Here is a 19,973-nt window from a genome sequence, read left to right as displayed (position 1 = left end):
CATGACTGAACAGGAAATCAGAGATTTATTAACGGAAGCTCTGGAATCTTTATTTGAGATTGAACCAGAAAGAATTAAGCCGGAAACGAATCTTTATGAAGATTTAGAGATCGATAGTATTGATGCTATCGACTTAATCGATCATATTAAACGTAAAACAGGGCATAAACTTCAAGCGGAAGATTTCCGCAATGTGCGTACTGTAGATGACGTGGTTCAGGCGGTTCTAAAACTTAGTCAAAACGCACAATAATGACACCTTACTTACCGACTTCTCTTATTGCTCAGCACCCAAGTTGGCTCTATGCTGATTTTGAGTGCCGAGCGTTTCAAATTTCAGCTGAATTGCAACAGCGTCAACTTCGATCCGTTACGATATGGCTAGAAGATGGTGCAACATTGGCATGCCTACTGCTAGGTGCTTGGCATGCTAATGTTCGTGTTCTTTTCCCACCTAATTTCACTGAAGAAAGTATTCAGTGGGCAAATGAGAATTCTGAACTTTGGCTTACTGATCGTGATATTGAACTCGAAAAATGCGAGCAAATCTCTCAATTTGGCATCACACAAGATTGGGAAAATGTTGCTAAAAATCGACCGCTCTTTGACTTTAGTAACCAAAGTGAAATCTGGTTGAAAACCTCAGGTAGCACAGGTGAAGCCAAAACCATCATTAAAACAGCAGAACAAATGTGGTTAGGCGGAGAAGTATTAGCCAAAGGTTTACCATTCCCTGCCGGAAATAACATTACGGCAATTAGCACTGTAAGCATTCAGCATATTTACGGCTTAACCGTACATATTATGATGTCACTGGTTAACGGCTGGCAAATTGGTCGAAAACAACTTTTCTATCCAGAATGTGTCATGCAAGAAGCGAATCAATCACAATCAGCTGTAATTGTGAGCAGCCCAGCAATGCTTTCAGGCATAGATTGGCAACAAATGAAAATTTCTGAAAATATTGTGGGGATTATTTCTTCTGGTGGTGCTCTAGCTGAAGAGCTATCTGAGCAAATTAGAGCCAAAATTCATCATCCTGTTATCGAAATTTATGGCAGCACGGAGACGGGTCCAATTGCTATTCGGGATGATATTTCCCTTTGGCGACAATTACCTAATAGCCAACTTGGCAGCAATGAGCAAGGCGAGTTATGGATTGAAGGGGTTTGGCTTGCTAAGCGTGAGCAAACCGCAGATGTGGTTGAGTTTGAAGAAAACGGTTTCCGTTTATTAGGACGAGCAGATCGCATCGTCAAAATAGGAGATAAAAGAATTTCCTTATTAGGCGTAGAAACGGCATTGAATAAACACGAATTTATTGAAGATTGTTATATTGCTCAACATCCTGAGAAATCTCGTCTTGCCGCCTGGATTGGTTTAACTGAACAAGGTATTCAATTTTTTAGAGAGAAAGGTCGAAGAGCGCTTATTCATAAGCTAAAACTTTTCTTAGAGCATTCTCAAGAAAAAGCAGCCATCCCTCGTTTCTGGCGATTTACTTATCAATTACCACGTAATAGTCAGTCAAAAATAAATAAGCTGGAATTTAACCGCACTTGTTTAGAAACCTGTAAGGATGCGATTTGGCTTGAACAAAGCAAAAATGAAAATTCACAAATCTCAACCGGTATTGTGCCACTTGATTTAGTGTATCTAAAAGATCACTTCGCTGAATTTCCATTAGTCCCTGGCGTCATTGAATTACAATGGATTTCGGAAAAAATAAAGGCATTTTTTGGTAAAGAAGTCATTATTCGTTCATTCGATAAGCTGAAGTATCAAACATTCTTACGGCCGAATGATCGCTTTGATATTCAATTAAAATGGGATTCATCAAAAAATAGAATGGCATTTCAATTACTTGCCAATAATGAAACTTGCTGTACTGGATTAGCCATCATAGAGCATGAAGATCATCCTACTGATTGTTAATATATTGCTTGCGCTAACAGCCATAGCTTATCCGATTATTTGGCTTTTCTTTCAAGCAGACCAACTCTTGCATACGTTACCTTATGTGATGAGTTTATTATGGTTGATTAAAAGCCTAATACACCCGCATAAGGGGCAAAGAATTTTTGCATTAAGCATGGCTATCCTATTATTCCTTGTGGGGTGGCAACGCTCACTCGATATGATGTATTGGTACCCTATTTTAATGAATGGCATTATGTTGGTGTTATTTGGCGGAAGTCTATTCCAATCTCAATCATTGGTTGAAAGATTAGCTCGTTTACAAACGCCTAATCTCAATACTCAAGCTATTCAATATACTCGCCGAGTAACCCAAGTCTGGTGCAGTGTATTTTGTTTAAATATTTTGCTTTCAACGCTCTTTATTGCATTTAACTTATTAGAATATTGGGCAATTTATACTGGGGTTATTTCTTACATTATTATGGGCCTAGTTATGAGTATTGAATGGCTCATTCGTCAACGCGTAAAACGGAATCACTATGAATAAACATCAACCTAACTCACTTATTGCATTAAATCCAGAATGGCGCTGGCAAGATTTTACTTATCGTTGTCAACAAATCAGCCAACAACTCCAACAAGATAATATTCAAAGTGCAGCATTTTGGTTTGAGGATGCCGCAAACTATGCCTGTGCAATGCTTGCCTGTTTTGATGCTAAAACCCGAATTTTGCTTCCACCTAATCTTCTCGATGAAAATCAAGAATGGATTCGTGATAATGCTGATATGTTATTTGATGACAATAAATTCAACACTTACGGCATTTCACAAGTTGTTGATAAAAAAGATTTCTTCATTGATAAACATTGTCAAACTGAAATTTGGCTAAAAACATCAGGAAGTAGTGGACAACCTAAAATCATGGTGAAAACAGCTGAAAAAATGTGGCAAGAATCTGAAGCAATCAGTCAGTCACTTCCTTTCCCGGAAGGAAATGGCATCCATATTGTCTCAAGCGTTTCTGCACAGCACCACTATGGTCTATCCTATCGAGTCATGTTACCGCTGACAATGGGCTGGTCAATTGGCCGCAAACAGCTCCCTTATCCAGAATATATGATTGCAGAAAGCCTTATTGCGAAACAGTCTATTTGGGTTAGTAGCCCTGCATTACTGACCCATTTAAATTTAGATGAACCTCAACTTCATCAATGTCGTATTTTAGGCATTCTATCTTCAGGTGGGATGCTGCCAGAAGAAACCGCAACAGCCATGCGCGCCAAGCTTAAAACTAAAACCATTGAAGGCTATGGTAGTACAGAAACGGGCGTCATTGCGTTTCGTGAACAAGCCGGGCTTTGGACCCCTACACCCGTAACTAAAATCGGGGTAAATGAAGAAAATGCGTTATGGGTTGAATCACCTTGGCTTGAACAGCGTGAGCAAACAGCAGATGGTGTTGAAATCATCGGTAATCAATTTAACTTATTAGGACGCATTGATCGCATCGTTAAATTTGGCGATAAGCGTATTTCTCTAGTTCGAATTGAACAAGACCTACTGAAACACCCTTATATTCGAGATTGCTATGTTGCACAACACCCTAATCATTTACGCCCTGCTGCTTGGGTTGAATTGAAGGAAGAAGGCATTTCCTTTTATCTACAAAAAGGACGGGCTGAATTATTAAAACAACTCCGGCTCCATTTAAGTAAAACCCAGGAACATTCAGGCTTACCACGCTTTTGGCGATTTACTAACAAATTGCCACGTAATAGCCAATTCAAGATTAGTCGAGCAGATTTTGATGCCATATTTTTACATGAAAAAGAAGAACAATTTTAACTTGCTATGATGGAACCGAAACTTATTGCGATTATCCCGCACTACAATCATTCTGACAAAATTGGCAATGTAATTAACCAATTACACAAGCTAAATTTACCTGTATTAGTGGTTGATGATGGATCATCTGAACAGCATAAAAAATCATTAGCTTCTCTTTCAGAAAAAGACAACCTACATATTCATTATTGCCCACAAAATCAAGGTAAAGGTGGCGCGATGAAAGTAGGTTTTAGATTAGCATTTGAGCAAGGATTTACACATGCCTTGCAAGTGGATGCAGATGGCCAACACAATCTGATTGATGCCCTTTCAATGCAACAAAAAATGCTTGAAAATCCGACCGCACTTATTTGTGGTAAACCCATCTATGGTGATGATGCGCCTAAATCCCGACTTTATGGGAGAAAAATTACAGATTTTTGGAATGCCATTCACACGCTTTCTCTCGATATTAAAGATGGCATGTGTGGCTTTCGCTTGTATCCATTAAATCGCACCATTGAAATTCTCGATAATGAACATGTCGGAAACCGCATGGATTTTGATATCGAAATTCTCATCAAGGCTCACTGGTACCAAATACCATTAATTTGGGTTGACTCCCCCGTTTCCTACGATAAAAATGGTGTCTCACATTTCAATGCTTGGAAAGACAATGTGTTAATCAGTAAAATGCACATGTATTTATTTTTTGGGATGTTAAAACGCTTATTAACCGGAAAGCCGCTATGAATCAATCAACTGAGAATAGCCAACATTGGGCGAAACAATCTGAGCGAGGGAATGCGTTCTTCTTAAATATCACGCGATTAATCGTGAAATATTGCCCATTATGGTTAATTAAAATCGCCACATTTGTGGTGGTTTGTTATTTTTATCTCACGGCAAAAGAAGCGCGAAATAATATTAAAACTTACCAACACCGTCTCAAACAACAGTTTCCACATTGTCATTTACCCTCATTTTCTGTATTTCGTCAGTTTCTCTTTTTTGGTGAAATCATTTGCGACAATTTTGCGGTTTGGCAGCGGAAAATCCATTACACGGATTTAATTGTCGATGATGCTGATAATTTATATGGCGATGTAGATCAAGGTGGACGAGGTCAGATTCTTGTTTGCTCGCATTTTGGTAACATCGAGATTTGTCGAGCATTAGTCGATAGCGGACAACACAAAAACTTTCATTTGAATGTATTAGTACATAGCAAAAATGCTGAAGCTTTTAATAAAGCATTAGTTGAAGCCGGTGCAGATGCCTTACCCCTTATTCAAGTTGAAGATTTAGATGCGCAAAAAATGTTAGAGCTTTCTCAACGCTTAGAGCAAGGTGAATGGATTGCGATTGCGGCTGATCGCGTACCTATCCGTGGCGATAAAACACAATCAGTCAACTTCCTTGGCCATTATGCTGAATTCCCTCAAGGTGCGTGGCTATTTGCAAGTATTTTAAAAGCACCTTTAAATACAATTTTTTGCCTTAAAGAAAAAGGACAATATCGAATGAAATTGCGCCGTTTTTCTCCCCCAATTAGCGGGCGTGGCAAAGCGCGAGAAGAAAATATTAAACAAGTCATGCAACAATATGCAGACTTACTTGCCAAAGAATGTGCAGAAAATCCTCTACTTTGGTTTAACTTTTATAACTTTTGGAATGATAAAAAATGAAAAAACATGTTTTTTGCCGTCATAATTCTGAATTCGAAGTGCAATTCTTTGATGTCGACTCGATGGATATTATGTGGCATGGGCATTACGTCAAATACCTTGAGATGGCACGCTGTCAATTCCTAGAGGAAATTGGCTATACCTATGATGTTATGAAAAAACAAGGGTTTGGTTGGCCAATCGTTCAACTTAATATTAAATATGTTAACCCAGCATTATTTCGTCAAAAAATCCGAATTGAATTAAAAGTAGTCGAATATGAAACTTGTTTGCGCATTGATTATGTTATTTTTGATGCTAAAACCAATCAAAAATTAACCACGGCAAGTACCACCCAAGTAGCCGTTAGTATGCAAACACGCGAAATGCAATTACAAACACCACCATGTTGGCAAAGTGCGGTCAAAACTCATCCTACTTTTGTATCTGAAGGGGAATAATAATGCGATTGATGATCTTCATCTTAGGTTTGTTCCTAAGCAGCGTAAGCTTCGCTTTTTCTGAAGCTGATTTAGTTAAACAACTTCAGCAACCTCAAAGTGTTCAAGGAAACTTTATCCAACATCGCTATTTAAAGGCATTAAACAAGCCAATTGAAATGCAAGGTCAATTCGCTTTGTTAGCTCAAAAAGGGCTATTATGGCAGCTTAAAAAACCGTTTAATAACAGCTTAAGAGTCACGCCTAACGGGATTCAACAATGGAATGGAACTCAGTGGGTGAATAGCGGTAATGTTGGGCAAAACGAGCAAATTGGTCTTTTTTTAGGGTTGTTATCCGGCAATATTGATGGGCTCAAATCTCAGTTTGATTTTGCATTATCCGGTAACGCTAACCAATGGCAACTGACCTTAACGCCTAATTCATTATTAATGCAGCAAATCTTCACAACTATTGATATTTCAGGCGATCAAACTGTGAAAAAATTAACCTTAAATGAAAAACAAGGCGATCGCACACAAATTGAATTTAAACAAATCCAGCTTAATCAGTCATTAAGTCAGTTTGCCCGTTCAGCGCTGGAATAAACGATTGTAAAAGATGAAAAAAACAACCGCACTTTCCTTGTTATATGCTGTATTTATCTTGTTTGTTTCCCTCTTGTTTGGCTATTTTGTCAAACAAGGAAATTGGCTACAAACAGATTTACACACATTACTCCCCTCTCAACAAGAATGGGTGGATGTTCAAGTTCTCGCTGATCAACAGCAAGAAAAACAGTTAAATAGCCAAATTATTGCACTTATCGGACATGCTGATGAAAAACAGGCTTTTCAGCTGACTGACCATATTGCGCAAACATGGCGTAACAGTAAACTTTTCTCTCATATTACCGATCGCATTCAGCCTAATCTTACAGCGCTACAACAAGATATTCAGCTTGTCGCATTTGCTACTTTGCCACAAACTGTTCGTGAACAGTTGATTAACGATCCTAAAGGCTATTTTCAGCAATATGCGGAGGACATCGTCAACCCATTTAAGCGAAATAATTTACTTTCACTAGAACAAGATTGGCTTGGTTTTGGACGTTTTGCACAGCAAACACAACAAGGTAATGTGCAATGGCACGCCGAAAATGGCATGCTCACGGTCAACCAAGATAATATGACTTGGGTTTTATTACGTGCTGAACTGCAACAAAATGATTTCATCAATCCATCAGAAAATTTAACCGCACTTCTGACAGAAAATCGCCAATATCTCACTCGATCAGGTGCCCAATTTAAAATTACGGGTAGTGCATTGTTTGCCGCTGATGCAAAACAAAAAGCCGAAAAAGAAAGTACATTAATGAGCGTACTCGGCGTGAGCTTAACGTTATTATTATTACTGATTGTCTTTCGCACTCCTCGTATTTTATGGTTATTTTTGCCTATTCTAATTGGGATGCTTTCAGGTGTTGTAGCAACGGTGTGGGGATTTGGTCAAATTCATATTCTCACCCTTGTTATTGGGACCAGTCTCGTCGGTGTATTAATTGACTTTCCTCTTCACTGGCTTGCAGGATCCCTTTTTGACCGAAAATGGTTGCCCCTTCTTGCGATGCAAAAATTGCGTTTTACGTTTTTCATCAGCTTGTTAGTTACCTTACTTGGGTATGGACTACTTGCCTTTACCCATCTGCCTATCTTGCAGCAAACTGCTCTTTTTTCGGCTGTATCCTTGATTACTGCATTACTTGCGACCCAGTTATTCTTACCCTATTTATTTTATCGGTATCAGCCAACCACACTATTACCCGAAAGAAGAACATTTAATCTCATACAAAAAGGATTAAATACCTTTGCAAACAAACGCTTTAATAAAGGTACATTCCTTATTATCTCTCTTTTAGTTTTAGGAGGCGGGATTAAATCCTCATGGTATGACGATATCCGACAATGGGTCTCCATGCCTCAATCCATGTTAAATGAAGCCAAAACTATCGGTGAGCTCACTGGGGTTGATTTAGGAAGCCAATATTTTTTATTGACGGCTGAAAATGAGGCGTTACTACTTGAAAAAGATGCGAAGTTAAGCAAGCAATTAGCTCAACGTAACATCACATTTAAATCATTAAGCCAGTGGATTTTGCCCCTCGCAGAACAGAAACAATTCGCAGAACACCTTCAACATATTTATGCTGATGATTATGCGGTATTAAATGATATTGGCGTGCCAAATGAAAAAATTCAGCAAAATTTGACCGCACTTTCTCAAGGTAAACCCTTGACGTTATCTGAAGCGCTTAATACGCAACTTGGACAAGCGTGGAAGATGCTTTATTTAGGTGAACTAGCCCCTAACCAGGTGGCAAGTATCATAAAAATATCTCAAGCGGATAGTGCAACAATGCAAGCATTGGCAAATAATCGAGATATTTTCTGGCAAGATAAACGAGCTTATTTAAATCAAGCTTTTAAAGAAGCAAAAGAGCAAGCTGCCTGGCTAAAAATTATTTCTTTTGTTATTGCTGGATTGCTTTTATGGAAAGTATTTGAAACCAAAACAAGTATTCGAATCTTATTCATTCCTTGTATCTCAATCTTAGGAACGATCGCTATTTTTGGTTGGATAGGCCTGCCTATTGGTTTATTTTCAATGTTTGGATTATTACTGGTTTCGGCCATTGGTATTGACTATGCCGTTTATATGAAAACCGTACATGAAGAGCCATCTCATAAACGCATTACACTGACATTGGCCGCTTGTACCACATTAATCTCATTTTTACTGCTCGCCATTAGCTCCACACCAGCAGTTGCGACATTTGGTATAAGTGTCAGTATTGGTGTTATAATAAGTCTTTTAACCACATTAAAACTCATGCGCTAAAAAATGCATAAAAATGACCGCACTTTATGATAAAAAAATACCTTTTATTATGGGCATTAACATTACTAACAGCTTGCTCAACTTTACCTAATATTGAAGCATTACCGGAAGTAAAAACAGATAGCCGAACCTTTAAAGTAGAGCAACTTGCAGAACAACAAGTTAAACAAACAAGCTTGCTGACTGTTCAGTTCCAGCCTGAACAATGGCGATGGGTTCAAACCGATCCGCTAGGCTCACCTATTGCTCGATTATTATTAACGAAACAAGGCTGGAAAAATGACGGCTTTGTGATGCCAAATAAACAAGCACAAGGTTTGTTCTTAGCACTGGCAACTGCATTTACAGAACAACAACCCGATGCAAAACACTTAATATTAATAAATGTGGATGTATCGCATCAACAAAACACGGCGATTTACCAGCAAAATGGTCGTTTTTTATGGAACGTTCACAAACAATCAAATCAATATTTTATTCAGCTAGCAGATGGCAGTCGTTGGCAAATTGAAGAACTTAACAATTAGGAATCTCTGTGCAATTATTTCTTTCTCAACCAGGCATTTTGAGTAGTATTGGCGATAGTCTATCTCAACATATTCAAACTTTATTAGAAGGTAGTGACTCGCCACTGACTTTTTCTAACAAGCATTTCCAAGAAAATGGCTTACAGGGTAAATATAATACGCTGGGTGAAGTCAACACACCCTTGCGTGCATTTCCAGCTGATTTACCCCAAAAACATCACAGCCGAAACAATCAATTACTCTGGCACAGCTTAGAACAAATTGAACCAACGATTCAGCAAGCTATCTCACGTTTTGGTCGTCACCGTATTGCAGTAGTTATCGGCACATCTACCACGGGTGTAGATGAAAATTTACCTGTATTTAAATATGCCGCAGAACATGAAGATTGGTCCGGTGCTGAATTTAATCAACAACAACAATATTTTTCTGCTCCGGCTGATTTTATTGCCCATCAATATGGCTTAACCAATCTTATCTATGGCATTTCAACTGCTTGTACATCAGGTGCGAAGGCATTAATTAGTGCAGCTCGCTTATTGAATGCGAATTTATGCGATGCGGTAATTTGCGGCGGCGTCGATACTTTATCGCTATTAACCTTAGTTGGTTTTAACTCTCTCTCCGTTTTATCTGCTGAACAAACTAATCCTTTTTCTGCTAATCGCCAAGGTATCAATCTAGGTGAAGGTTCCGCTGTATTCGTGATGAGTAAAGAAAAATTAGATGATCATAATATTGCGCTATTAGGCTATGGCGCCAGCAGTGATGCTTATCATATGTCCTCACCACATCCCGAAGGTGAAGGTGCGATTAAAGCTTTCCAAAACGCATTAAACTTGGCAAAACTTGCACCAGAAGCCATCAATTGGGTTAATTTGCATGGCACAGGCACCATTCATAATGATCAGATGGAAGCCTTAGCCATTCACCATATTTTTGGTCACAATACGCCTTGTACAACAACAAAACCTTATACAGGACACACTCTAGGTGCTGCGGGTGCTGTTGAGGCCGCTATTTTATGGGGGATTATTGACCGCACTTTTAACCCAACAGGTAAACTCCCTGCACAATTATGGGATGAACAAACCGATGAAAAAATGCCACCGATTGCCATTACTGATCACATGAGTCATTGGAAATCCGACAGACGCATTGGTGCAAGTAGCTCTTTCGCTTTTGGTGGGAATAATTCAGTACTTATTTTAGGGGAAGTGAATGATTGATTTAACCTGTCCTATTACTGATATCTCACCATTAATCCCTCATAGTGGGGAAATGGTCATGCTAGATAAAATTACTGAATTTGGCGAAGATTATTTGATCGCGGAGATGACCGTAAAACCAGATTGCCTGCTCTTAAAAGACGGTAAATTGGCTACTTATATGGGCGCTGAAATCTTAGCTCAAGGCGTAGCAGCATGGGCGGGATGTAAATGTGTAAAAGCGGGTCAACCTATTGGATTAGGCTATTGGATCGGCTCAAGAAAACTGACATTACATCGCCAAGATATCTCAGTCGGAAGTTTATTACAAATTCAAATTAAACGTTCTATTGAAGACGCAACAGGATTTGGTGTTTTTGACTGTACGCTAATCGATCTTTCTAATCAGCAACCTTTAGTGGAAGGTGCATTAAACGTTTTCAGACCACAAGTATCACAGGAATAAAAAATGAGTGAAACCATTTTAGTTACAGGCTCAAGCCGAGGTATCGGTAAAGCCATCGCCTTACGCCTTGCACAATCAGGTTTTGATATTGTGGTTCATTGCCGCAGTCGCATCGAAGAAGCTGAAGAGGTCGCACAATCAATTCGAGAATTAGGTCGTCAAGCTCGCGTATTACAATTTGATGTTAGTCATCGAAACGAAACAGCTGAAAAACTACTTGCGGATGTTGAATCTCATGGTGCTTATTATGGCGTTGTGCTCAATGCCGGATTAACACGAGATAATGCATTCCCTGCTCTAACTGATGAAGATTGGGATGTTGTTTTACGCACGAATTTAGATGGATTTTATAATGTTCTCCATCCCATTATGATGCCAATGATCCGACGCCGTAAAGCGGGGCGAATCGTCTGTATCACATCTGTATCAGGGTTAATTGGCAATAGAGGTCAAGTCAACTATAGTGCCTCTAAAGCCGGTATTATTGGTGCAGCAAAAGCACTCGCCGTCGAACTCGCCAAACGCAAGATCACGGTAAACTGTGTGGCTCCAGGCCTTATTGATACGGATATCTTAGATGAAAATCTTCCAATTGATGAAATTTTAAAAATGATTCCAGCGGCAAGAATGGGAAGCCCGGAAGAAGTTGCGCATGCCGTAGATTTTCTGATGGACGAAAAAGCAGCTTATATTACTCGCCAAGTTATCGCCGTAAACGGCGGGCTTTGCTAAAACATTTACAGTACAAAATTGTTTGTACTAGTCTAATAATGAATAATTGAGATAAAAAAATGAAACGAGTTGTCATTACAGGTATTGGTGCGGTCACTGCCTTTGGAAAAACATGGGAAGACGTAAAAGCTGCCTTTCAACGCAAACAAAATGCAGTTCAAGCGAAAACTGAATGGGCTGAACGTTATCCTGAGTTAGGTGCAAATCTCGGTGCTGAAATCCATGATTACAACCCTCCTGCCCATTGGAATAGAAAACAACTTCGCAGTTTAGGCCGTGTCTCTCAATTTGCTGTTGAAGCCGCTGAACTCGCCTTAGCAAGTGCTAATCTATTAGATGAGAATGGGATCATTTTACCTTATTTAAAAGAAGGAACAATGGGTGTTGCCTGTGGCTCTTCTACTGGCTCAACAAATGATGTCAGAGATGCAGCAGAACTTCTCATGACCGGAAAATCAGATGGATTTAATGCCAATACCTATGTACGAATGATGCCTCACACCACTGCAGCTAATATTGGCATTTTCTTTGGCCTAACTGGCCGCATCATTCCGACTTCTAGTGCTTGTTCTTCTGGTAGCCAAGGTATTGGCTATGCTTATGAATCAATTAAACATGGTTTAATCCCAATGATGCTTGCTGGCGGTGCTGAAGAATTTTGCCCATCTGAAGTTTATGTATTTGACTCTCTTTATGCGGCAAGTAGAAACAATGCTCACCCTAAACAAACACCTCGTCCTTATGATAAAGATCGTGATGGATTAGTGATTGGTGAAGGTGCGGGCATTTTTGTATTAGAAGAGCTGGAACATGCGCTTTCTCGTGGTGCCAATATCATTGCAGAAATTGTTGGCTATGGTGCCAATAGTGATGGTGCTCATGTAACTCGTCCACAAAAAGATACTATGCAACGCTGCATGGAGTTAGCCTTAAAAGATGCACAGTTATCTCCAGATCAAGTAGGTTATGTAAATGGCCATGGTACGGCCACTGAACAAGGCGACATCGCAGAAACGCTCGCAACGGAAGCTGTGTTTGGAAAAATACCACTTAGCTCACAAAAAAGCTATTTAGGACATACCCTAGGTGCTTGTGGTGCATTAGAGTCATGGTTCTCAATTGAAATGATGCGTGATGGCTGGTTTGCCCCAACTATTAACCTAGACAATATTGATGAACGTTGTGGTAAATTAGATTACATTCAAGGTGATGGCCGACAAATTCAAACAAACTATGTTATGAATAATAACTTTGCTTTTGGGGGCGTTAATACCTCGCTTATTTTTAAACGCTGGGAAGCGTAATAAAAAAGGCTATTCAAACGAATAGCCTTTTCTTTTATCAGTGAGTTAATTATAGATAACCAAACAAGCTTGTGAAAATGTAACCAAAGATACATGAAGTGATTACACCGATTAAGCCTGGTAAAATAAAGCTGTGGTTAATTACAAACTTACCGATATGTGTTGTACCTGAACGGTCGAATTGGATTGCTGCAAGGTCACTTGGGTAAGTTGGTAAAATGTAGTAACCGTAACAAGCTGAAGCAAAGGCTAAGATAACAGCTGGATCAACTCCGATACCTAAAGCAAGTGGAACGAATGCAACTAATGCTGCCGCTTGTGAGTTTACGAATTTAGAAATTAATAACAACATCACGGCGTAAGTCCAAGGATGCGCTTTTACTACATCTCCAAGTGCTGCTTTCATCATTGGTGTGTGAACAGTAAACATAGTTTCTGCCATCCAAGAAATCCCGAATACGGCCACTAACGCAATCATACCTGAACGGAAAATTTCATTTTTACTGATTTTACCTGCATCAGTTTTCGTAAAGATAACAATTAATGCACCCGCTAATAGCATGAAGATTTGAATAACGTGAACCATACTTAAATTCACTTTTTTCTTCGCGGTGTCTTTTAATACGATTGCAGCGTTATCGATAGTTTCAGTTTTATCACCCGCAGTGATGACAACATTGTTATCTTGAGCGGTAATTGTTTGAGCGACTTCGCCTTTATCGTTATAAATTGCAACGTTATTGTAGGCTGTTTTTGCTTTTGCCTTGCTCTCTTTAACATCAAGTACTAATGTACCATCTTTTGCTAATGCAACAATTTTACCGTCTTTAACATTGAAAGATTTCACTGCTTTATCGGCAGAAACAATTTCAACCACTTGAGCTGGTGCTGATTTTTCAAAGGCTGGGCGTAAATCTTTAAAGTAACCTAATACCGCTACCACTAAAATTGCACCAAAGAAGATCCACATCGCATTCCAGCTAGATTGTGGCAATTTTTTGTCTAATAATGATGTACTATCACCATAAACATATTTTTTGAATTCTGGATCTTTTAATTTCTCTTGGAATTCTGGGTCTTTATCTAAATCTTTACCGCGGAACCAACTGAAAATACCGATAGCTAATACACCACAAAGGGTTGAAGGGACGGTAATTTTTAATAAATCTAAATAACCATCAAAACCTGCTAATGGTGTTTTAGCATTCACTAAGAATGTGGTTAAAGTTACTACAGCCACAGAAACAGGTGATGCAATGATACCCATTTGAGAAGCGATTGAACTTGCAGCCATTGGACGTTCAGGACGAATATCATTTTTGATCGCAATATCATAAATGATTGGTAACATGGTATAAACCACGTGACCTGTACCACATAAAATGGTTAAGAAACAGGTTACAAACGGAGCCAAAATACTGACATATTTCGGGTTACGACGAAGCATTTTCTCCGCAATTTGTAACATGACATCTAAACCACCACTGGCTTGTAATGTTGCCGATGTGACCACCACCGCAAGGATGGTTAACATCACATCGATAGCTGGCTTACCTGGTTCAATACCAAAGCCGAAAACAAGAACAATTAAGCCTACCCCACCAAGCATACCCAGTGCGATACCACCTTTTTTTGCTCCGTAAAACAAACAGATAAGAACAATAGCAAGCTGAATAGCAAACTGGCTACCTTCACCTAGGTTCATTAGAAAATCCATAAGATACTCCGAATCATTTTATGGTTAATTAGAAAAAATTTTGACCAAATACTAGCATCAAAATTAACTCATAATAAGTAATTTTAAGACAAACCTTGTTTTAAATCAAAAAATAAGGGAGCTAGATAATAAAAGCAAATCTGAGAAAGATTAAAAAAAGAAAAGTGCGGTCAGAAATTTAAGAGATTGAGGTATATCTTGTTTTATTTAAAGATAACGAATTTAAAAAAGAAATTTAAAGAAAAAATTAGGCGACCTAAAAGATCGCCCAACTTAAAAATTACTGATTGTTTTGAACGTAGTCAATCGCAGATTGAACAGTTGTGATTTTTTCAGCTTCTTCATCAGGAATTTCGATATCGAATTCTTCTTCTAAAGCCATTACTAATTCAACTGTATCTAAAGAGTCCGCACCTAAATCTTCAACGAAAGAAGCTTCTGGTTTTACGTCTTCTTCTTTAACACCTAATTGTTCAACGATGATTTTTTTCACGCGTTCTTCAATACTCATTTGTTTTTCCTATTGTTGTTTTAACTCATTTAAGAGCGGTTAGTGTATGCATTTTTGATAAAGTTGCAACTATTTCTTAGGTGGTCGCACCACAAAAAAATAGGCAATGTAAAAACACATACAGAGAAAAAGTTACATTGCGATTGGGATTTTATCATTAACTAAACTGCTTTGCTATATTTTATAGACAAAATCCCCGATATATATGCCCTAAAGGGTTAGCTCATATATAAGCCGCCATTCACATGTAATGTGGTACCCGTAATATAAGCTGCATCATCAGAAGCTAAAAACGCTACCGCTTTTGCGATATCTTTTGGTTCACCTAAACGGCCAGCCGGTACATTACCAAGAATACCTGCTTTTTGTTCTTCAGTAAGCACTTCAGTCATATCTGTTGCGATAAAGCCAGGTGCTACCACGTTTACAGTAATGCCACGTGATGCCACTTCTTTCGCTAAACCTTTAGAAAAGCCAATCAAACCCGCTTTTGCTGCACAATAGTTAGATTGACCCGGGTTACCCATTGAACCCACCACTGAACCAATAGTAATAATACGACCGAAACGTTTTTTCATCATGGAGCGTAACATTGCTTTAGAAAGATGGAATACAGAAGTTAAGTTAGTTTGCATAATATCGAACCATTCTTCATCTTTCATACGCATTAATAAGTTATCGCGTGTGATACCTGCGTTATTCACAAGAATATCAATATCACCAAATTGCTCTTTAATTTGTTCTAATACGGCATCAATACTTTCTTTGTCTGCCACATTTAATACTAAACCTTTACCTTTATCACCAAGGTAAGCAGAAATGGTATCAGCACCTTTTTCAGAGGTTGCGGTACCAATTACAAATGCACCTTTTGATGCTAATTCTTCTGCAATTGCGCGACCAATACCACGTGTTGCACCTGTTACTAATGCGATTTTATTTTGCATTCTTAATCCCCTTTTATGCTAATAATGCTTCAACGGCATCTAATGATGCCACATCGTTTACTGATGTTGCTTGTAATTCTGCTACGATACGTTTTGTTAAACCGTTTAATACTTTACCTGGGCCGATTTCAACTAAAACCTCTACGCCATCTTGTGCCATTTTCTCAACGGTTTCAGTCCAACGAACTGGGCTATATAATTGGCGAATAAGTGCGGTACGAATTTCTGCACTTTCTGTTTCCGCTTTAACGTCTACGTTATTTAATACTGGTATTGCTGGCGCATTAAGCGTAATCCCTTCAAGTGTTACAGCTAATTGATCAGCAGCTGGTTTCATTAATGCACAATGTGAAGGAACACTTACCGCTAATGGTAAAGCTCGTTTTGCGCCCGCTTCTTTACATAATGCAGCAGCACGTTCAACTGCCTCTTTCGCTCCAGCAATGACTACTTGACCTGGTGAGTTAAAGTTTACTGCAGACACCACTTCACCTTGCTCTGCTTGTTTACATGCATTGATAATCGCTTCATTGTCTAAACCAATAATCGCATACATTGCACCAGTACCTTCTGGTACTGCTTGTTGCATTAATTTACCGCGTAATTCGACTAATTTAATCGCATCTTTAAAATCAATGACACCTGCGCAGACTAATGCTGAATATTCACCTAAACTGTGACCAGCCATCACACTTGGTTGTAATTGTGGGTATTTTTCTTGCCATACACGGAAGATCGCAACGGATGCCGCTAATAATGCAGGCTGAGTTTGCCAAGTTTTATTTAATTCTTCTGCCGGACCTTGTTGAACCAAGTTCCATAAATCATAGCCAAGCGCTTCTGATGCTTGTTTAAACGTCTCAGTGACTACCGGATATTCGTTAGCAAGATCAGCTAACATGCCAACAGCTTGAGAACCTTGTCCTGGAAAAACCATTGCGAATTTTTTCATGTTTTCTTCCTATTTCTTCATCGTTTAAATGTTGAAAGTGCGGTCAAATTTAACCGCACTTTTAAAATTCTGTCGGGATTCTAACAAAATAATTAGAATCGCACCAATGCTGAACCCCAAGTCCAACCACCGCCAAAAGCTTCGAGTAGAAGCAATTGACCACGTTGAATTCGGCCATCTCGTACCGCTTCATCTAAAGCCGTTGGTACAGTCGCCGCACTGGTATTGGCTGTTCGATCAAGCGTTACCACCACTTGCGACATATCCATCTCTAATTTTTTCGCTGTCGCTGTGATAATACGTAAATTCGCTTGATGTGGTACAAGCCAGTCGATATCTGTTTTTTGGAGATTATTAGCAGAAAGGGTTTCTTCCACCACATTAGAAAGCTCACGCACCGCTAATTTAAAGGTTTCATTACCTTGCATTTCAATATAGCCAGATTTCTCTACGCCACGTTCAGCTTGTGGAAGTAGCAATGCCGCATTGTTATCTGGCGATGCATGTAAATGCGTTGAAATAATGCCTTCTTGCTCTGACGCTTCTAAGATCACTGCTCCCGCACCATCACCAAATAACACGACAGTACTACGATCAGTTTCGTCTAATTTACGCGAGTTAAGATCTGCTCCAATGACAAGGGCTTTTTTCACGCTACCTGAACGAATAAATTTATCCGCTACACCTAAAGCATAAACAAAACCGGTACAAGCCGCTGCTAAGTCAAAAGAAATCGCATCTTCAATGCCTAATAAACCTTGAACTTGGCAAGCTGAACTTGGATAAGCGTGAGAACCACTGGTTGTTGCAACGATGATCAACTCAATTTCTTGAGGATCAAGATTGGCCATTTCAAGCGCTTTTTTGGCTGCTTCACATCCCATTGTTGCGACAGTTTCATCTGCTGCTGCAATACGACGTTCACGAATGCCCGAACGCGTCACGATCCATTCATCTGAAGTATCAACCATTTTTTCCAAATCCGCATTGGTACGAATGTGGCTCGGCAAATAGCTACCGGTGGATAAAATTCTACTATTCATCATATCAAAACTTATTAATTAATAACGTTGTAAACCCGCCAAGATTTTTTGTGGAATTTGCAAACGCGCTTGCAAAGCGGCATCCGCAATTGCACGAGCAAATGCATCCACATTTGCGCTGCCATGACTTTTCACCACAACAGCCGTTAATCCGAGTAAAGATGCCCCATTATATTCATCTGGGTTAATGCGTTTCAAGCGATGATAAGCATCCTTAAAGAAAAAACGCAGAATAAATTTGGCAAATGATTTAAAAATAGGCTGTTTTTCTTTTCCTTTCAGAAGAGATAACAGATTCTTAGCTGCCCCTTCAAGGGTTTTTAATGCAATATTTCCCGAAAACCCATCACTCACGATTACATCAGCCACGCCATTTAATAACAAGTTACCTTCAATAAAGCCGGTATAATTAAGTGCGGTCGATTTTTCTAATAAATTCGCAGCTTCACGGATGGATTGATTCCCTTTAATTTCTTCCACACCAATATTGAGTAAGGCAATGCGTGGATAAACTAAGTTCAATCGGTTTTCGGCAAAGATCGAGCCCATGACGGCAAATTCATAAAGATTTTGAGCAGAACATTCTACGTTTGCGCCTAAATCTAACATCACGGTTTTATCGCCCGTCATCGACGGTAATAAGGATACCAACGCCGGGCGTTGAATTCCCTCTAAAGGCTGTAAGAGAACCTTTGACAATCCCATCAATGCCCCTGTATTTCCTGCGCTGACACAACCTTGCGCTTCTCCTTTCTGAACCATTTCAATAGCTAAACGCATCGACGTGCCTTTGCTATGACGCAATGCATGAGAAATACCTTGATTGTTATCAATAGCCTTCGTGCAATGATGAATTTGAATACGTTCTAAAAGGGAAGAAGGGGCATTTTCCAGTAAGGGGGAAATTTGTTGGCTATCGCCAAACAGCACTAAAGAGAGCATTGGATCTGCTTCCAACGCCGAAAGAGATGCGGGGATAGTAATACGGGGACCAATGTCCCCGCCCATCACATCTAACGCTAAGGTTAGACGGTTCAAGTGAATACCTTATAAGTAAAATTACTTATTGATCACTTTGCGACCACGATAGTAACCATCAGCAGTTACGTGGTGGCGTAAGTGGGTTTCACCGCTTGCTTTATCCACTGATACTGCAGCAGTAGTTAATGCATCGTGTGAACGACGCATATCACGACGTGAACGAGATTTTTTGTTTTGTTGAACAGCCATTGGCTATACTCCTAAATTTAATTTACTTTTGCTTTAAATTAGCTAATACAGCGAACGGGTTCGGTTTTTTTGCCAATTCTTCAGGCAATTCGCCAAAAACCTGTTCGTGCGCGGACACTTCACAGTGTTCAGATGAATGCATTGGGACAAGCGGTAGAGCTAAAATAAGTTCGTCTTCCACTGCACCAAGTAAATCTATTTCACCAAACTCATTAAATTCGATTGGCTCATAAATTTCCGGCAAGTCATCAGCCTGATCCCAATTAGCCACTGGACTATACATAAAATGACATTCCAATGTTTGTTTGAATGGCTCGCCACAACGTTGACACTCTAATTCAACATCAACTTGTACTTGCCCTTTCATCACCACTAATTTTTGTGGATCAATATAAAACGATAATGTTACCTGTGCATCGCTGAGCACTTTCCCCGTAGATTCAGCTAAACGCACTAACTGACTAGCGGTATAATAACCATCATAATCAATTCTTTGTTGAGCGTCTTTAACTGGATCAACGGTTAGGGGTAGTTTTACCTTTTGCATAGGGTGCGAATATTACCTGTTGTCAATAAAATAGT

22 protein-coding genes are annotated in these 19,973 nt (G+C 39.3%); 14 read left to right on the top strand and 8 right to left on the bottom strand.

Annotated elements, in window-relative coordinates:
- Position 1 precedes the first annotated feature (1 nt).
- From RDV53_RS05745 to RDV53_RS05680, 14 genes are read left to right on the top strand one after another with little or no spacing between them, the layout of a single operon-like run.
- Positions 2 to 253: an acyl carrier protein gene (locus RDV53_RS05745; RefSeq protein WP_005695334.1), complete on the top strand. Its 252-nt coding sequence runs from the start codon at positions 2 to 4 to the stop codon at positions 251 to 253.
- On the top strand, positions 250 to 1,935 hold the full coding sequence (locus RDV53_RS05740) for an ApeI family dehydratase (RefSeq protein WP_370447715.1): 1,686 nt from the start codon (positions 250 to 252) through the stop codon (positions 1,933 to 1,935). Before RDV53_RS05745 ends, RDV53_RS05740 begins: the two co-directional genes overlap by 4 nt.
- Positions 1,910 to 2,467: a COG4648 family protein gene (locus RDV53_RS05735; RefSeq protein ID WP_005695331.1), complete on the top strand. Its 558-nt coding sequence runs from the start codon at positions 1,910 to 1,912 to the stop codon at positions 2,465 to 2,467. Before RDV53_RS05740 ends, RDV53_RS05735 begins: the two co-directional genes overlap by 26 nt.
- Complete coding sequence (locus RDV53_RS05730) at positions 2,460 to 3,767, top strand: AMP-binding protein (RefSeq protein WP_005695330.1); 1,308 nt, start codon at positions 2,460 to 2,462, stop codon at positions 3,765 to 3,767. The genes RDV53_RS05735 and RDV53_RS05730 overlap by 8 nt, the downstream gene beginning before the upstream one ends.
- Before the next feature lie 6 nt (positions 3,768 to 3,773).
- Positions 3,774 to 4,502 (top strand): glycosyltransferase family 2 protein, encoded by a 729-nt coding sequence (locus RDV53_RS05725; protein WP_005695329.1) that lies wholly within the window; start codon positions 3,774 to 3,776, stop codon positions 4,500 to 4,502.
- Positions 4,499 to 5,437, top strand: coding sequence for a lysophospholipid acyltransferase family protein (locus RDV53_RS05720; RefSeq protein WP_005695328.1), 939 nt, complete (start codon positions 4,499 to 4,501; stop codon positions 5,435 to 5,437). Before RDV53_RS05725 ends, RDV53_RS05720 begins: the two co-directional genes overlap by 4 nt.
- Positions 5,434 to 5,877 (top strand): acyl-CoA thioesterase, encoded by a 444-nt coding sequence (locus RDV53_RS05715; RefSeq protein ID WP_005695327.1) that lies wholly within the window; start codon positions 5,434 to 5,436, stop codon positions 5,875 to 5,877. The genes RDV53_RS05720 and RDV53_RS05715 overlap by 4 nt, the downstream gene beginning before the upstream one ends.
- A 2-nt stretch (positions 5,878 to 5,879) precedes the next feature.
- Positions 5,880 to 6,464 carry an ApeL family LolA-like protein gene (gene apeL / locus RDV53_RS05710; protein ID WP_005695326.1) on the top strand — a complete coding sequence of 195 codons (585 nt, stop codon included), beginning with the start codon at positions 5,880 to 5,882 and terminating at the stop codon, positions 6,462 to 6,464.
- A 13-nt stretch (positions 6,465 to 6,477) separates the two neighbouring features.
- Positions 6,478 to 8,754 (top strand): MMPL family transporter, encoded by a 2,277-nt coding sequence (locus RDV53_RS05705; RefSeq protein ID WP_005695325.1) that lies wholly within the window; start codon positions 6,478 to 6,480, stop codon positions 8,752 to 8,754.
- A 26-nt stretch (positions 8,755 to 8,780) separates the two neighbouring features.
- A complete protein-coding gene (locus RDV53_RS05700) occupies positions 8,781 to 9,281 on the top strand; it encodes a hypothetical protein (RefSeq protein ID WP_005695324.1) in 501 nt (166 codons plus the stop codon).
- Between the two features lie 8 nt (positions 9,282 to 9,289).
- Entirely contained in the window at positions 9,290 to 10,510 is a 1,221-nt protein-coding gene (locus tag RDV53_RS05695) for a beta-ketoacyl-ACP synthase (protein ID WP_005695323.1), read from the top strand.
- On the top strand, positions 10,503 to 10,955 hold the full coding sequence (locus tag RDV53_RS05690; RefSeq protein WP_005695322.1) for a hotdog family protein: 453 nt from the start codon (positions 10,503 to 10,505) through the stop codon (positions 10,953 to 10,955). The genes RDV53_RS05695 and RDV53_RS05690 overlap by 8 nt, the downstream gene beginning before the upstream one ends.
- 3 nt (positions 10,956 to 10,958) lie before the next feature.
- Complete coding sequence (gene fabG, locus RDV53_RS05685) at positions 10,959 to 11,687, top strand: 3-oxoacyl-ACP reductase FabG (RefSeq protein WP_005695321.1); 729 nt, start codon at positions 10,959 to 10,961, stop codon at positions 11,685 to 11,687.
- Positions 11,688 to 11,746: 59 nt separating this feature from the next.
- Positions 11,747 to 12,991 (top strand): beta-ketoacyl-ACP synthase, encoded by a 1,245-nt coding sequence (locus RDV53_RS05680; protein ID WP_005695320.1) that lies wholly within the window; start codon positions 11,747 to 11,749, stop codon positions 12,989 to 12,991.
- Between the two features lie 49 nt (positions 12,992 to 13,040).
- Here RDV53_RS05680 and RDV53_RS05675 read toward each other — a convergent pair whose 3' ends face one another.
- From RDV53_RS05675 to yceD, 8 genes are all read right to left on the bottom strand, one after another.
- Positions 13,041 to 14,708, bottom strand: coding sequence for an anaerobic C4-dicarboxylate transporter (locus tag RDV53_RS05675; protein WP_005695319.1), 1,668 nt, complete (start codon positions 14,706 to 14,708; stop codon positions 13,041 to 13,043).
- A gap of 280 nt (positions 14,709 to 14,988) precedes the next feature.
- Positions 14,989 to 15,219 (bottom strand): acyl carrier protein, encoded by a 231-nt coding sequence (gene acpP / locus RDV53_RS05670; RefSeq protein ID WP_005544465.1) that lies wholly within the window; start codon positions 15,217 to 15,219, stop codon positions 14,989 to 14,991.
- A gap of 218 nt (positions 15,220 to 15,437) precedes the next feature.
- On the bottom strand, positions 15,438 to 16,166 hold the full coding sequence (gene fabG, locus RDV53_RS05665; RefSeq protein ID WP_005695317.1) for a 3-oxoacyl-ACP reductase FabG: 729 nt from the start codon (positions 16,164 to 16,166) through the stop codon (positions 15,438 to 15,440).
- Between the two features lie 13 nt (positions 16,167 to 16,179).
- A complete protein-coding gene (fabD, locus tag RDV53_RS05660; RefSeq protein WP_005695316.1) occupies positions 16,180 to 17,118 on the bottom strand; it encodes an ACP S-malonyltransferase in 939 nt (312 codons plus the stop codon).
- A gap of 92 nt (positions 17,119 to 17,210) precedes the next feature.
- On the bottom strand, positions 17,211 to 18,161 hold the full coding sequence (locus RDV53_RS05655; RefSeq protein ID WP_032822546.1) for a beta-ketoacyl-ACP synthase III: 951 nt from the start codon (positions 18,159 to 18,161) through the stop codon (positions 17,211 to 17,213).
- Between the two features lie 18 nt (positions 18,162 to 18,179).
- Positions 18,180 to 19,199 (bottom strand): phosphate acyltransferase PlsX, encoded by a 1,020-nt coding sequence (gene plsX / locus RDV53_RS05650; RefSeq protein ID WP_005695313.1) that lies wholly within the window; start codon positions 19,197 to 19,199, stop codon positions 18,180 to 18,182.
- A 21-nt stretch (positions 19,200 to 19,220) separates the two neighbouring features.
- Positions 19,221 to 19,391 (bottom strand): 50S ribosomal protein L32, encoded by a 171-nt coding sequence (gene rpmF, locus RDV53_RS05645; RefSeq protein ID WP_005544470.1) that lies wholly within the window; start codon positions 19,389 to 19,391, stop codon positions 19,221 to 19,223.
- Positions 19,392 to 19,413: 22 nt separating this feature from the next.
- Positions 19,414 to 19,938 carry a 23S rRNA accumulation protein YceD gene (yceD, locus tag RDV53_RS05640; protein WP_005695312.1) on the bottom strand — a complete coding sequence of 175 codons (525 nt, stop codon included), beginning with the start codon at positions 19,936 to 19,938 and terminating at the stop codon, positions 19,414 to 19,416.
- Positions 19,939 to 19,973: the final 35 nt, after the last annotated feature.

It is taken from the genome of Haemophilus parainfluenzae ATCC 33392, assembly GCF_031191205.1.
Taxonomy (GTDB): Bacteria; Pseudomonadota; Gammaproteobacteria; order Enterobacterales; family Pasteurellaceae; genus Haemophilus_D; species Haemophilus_D parainfluenzae.
This window is presented reverse-complemented; position numbering and strand designations above follow the sequence as displayed.